Here is a 337-nt window from a genome sequence, read left to right as displayed (position 1 = left end):
CAATCGTCTTGCCATCAATCTCGTTATGTGCCCGAACTCGAGCCATCACCGCCACCCCAGCAGGGGTTTCGGGCGGTCGGGCACATAACACCGCCGGGCACAGAAGTGCGACAACCTCAAGACCGGGGTCGAACGACCCGACCTCTACGATCCGCTGATCAATCTGGCCTACGGCGAGCTCGCCGCGCACTACGGCACCCTGATCGACCCGGCGCGGGCCCGCAAGCCTCTCTTAACCGGCTAATCGGAAGATCCGTCTGTCCTCGACACGCCGTTTTCCTGCGGTTCCTTGACGGCGGTAGTGCGAGATGGGATATGTACATCTCATGGTTAAGGA

1 protein-coding gene is annotated in these 337 nt (G+C 60.8%); it reads right to left on the bottom strand.

The features are described 5' to 3' along the window. On the bottom strand, window positions 1–190 hold a 190-nt coding region (locus ORI27_RS32950; protein ID WP_266001444.1), incomplete at its 3' end, for a hypothetical protein. Window positions 191–337: the final 147 nt, after the last annotated feature.

Origin of the sequence: Mycobacterium pinniadriaticum, from assembly GCF_026242045.1 — a bacterium.
In the GTDB taxonomy this organism is placed as follows: Bacteria; Actinomycetota; Actinomycetes; order Mycobacteriales; family Mycobacteriaceae; genus Mycobacterium; species Mycobacterium pinniadriaticum.
Note: the sequence above shows the minus strand (reverse complement) of the source record. Positions and strands in the feature narration are given on the sequence as shown.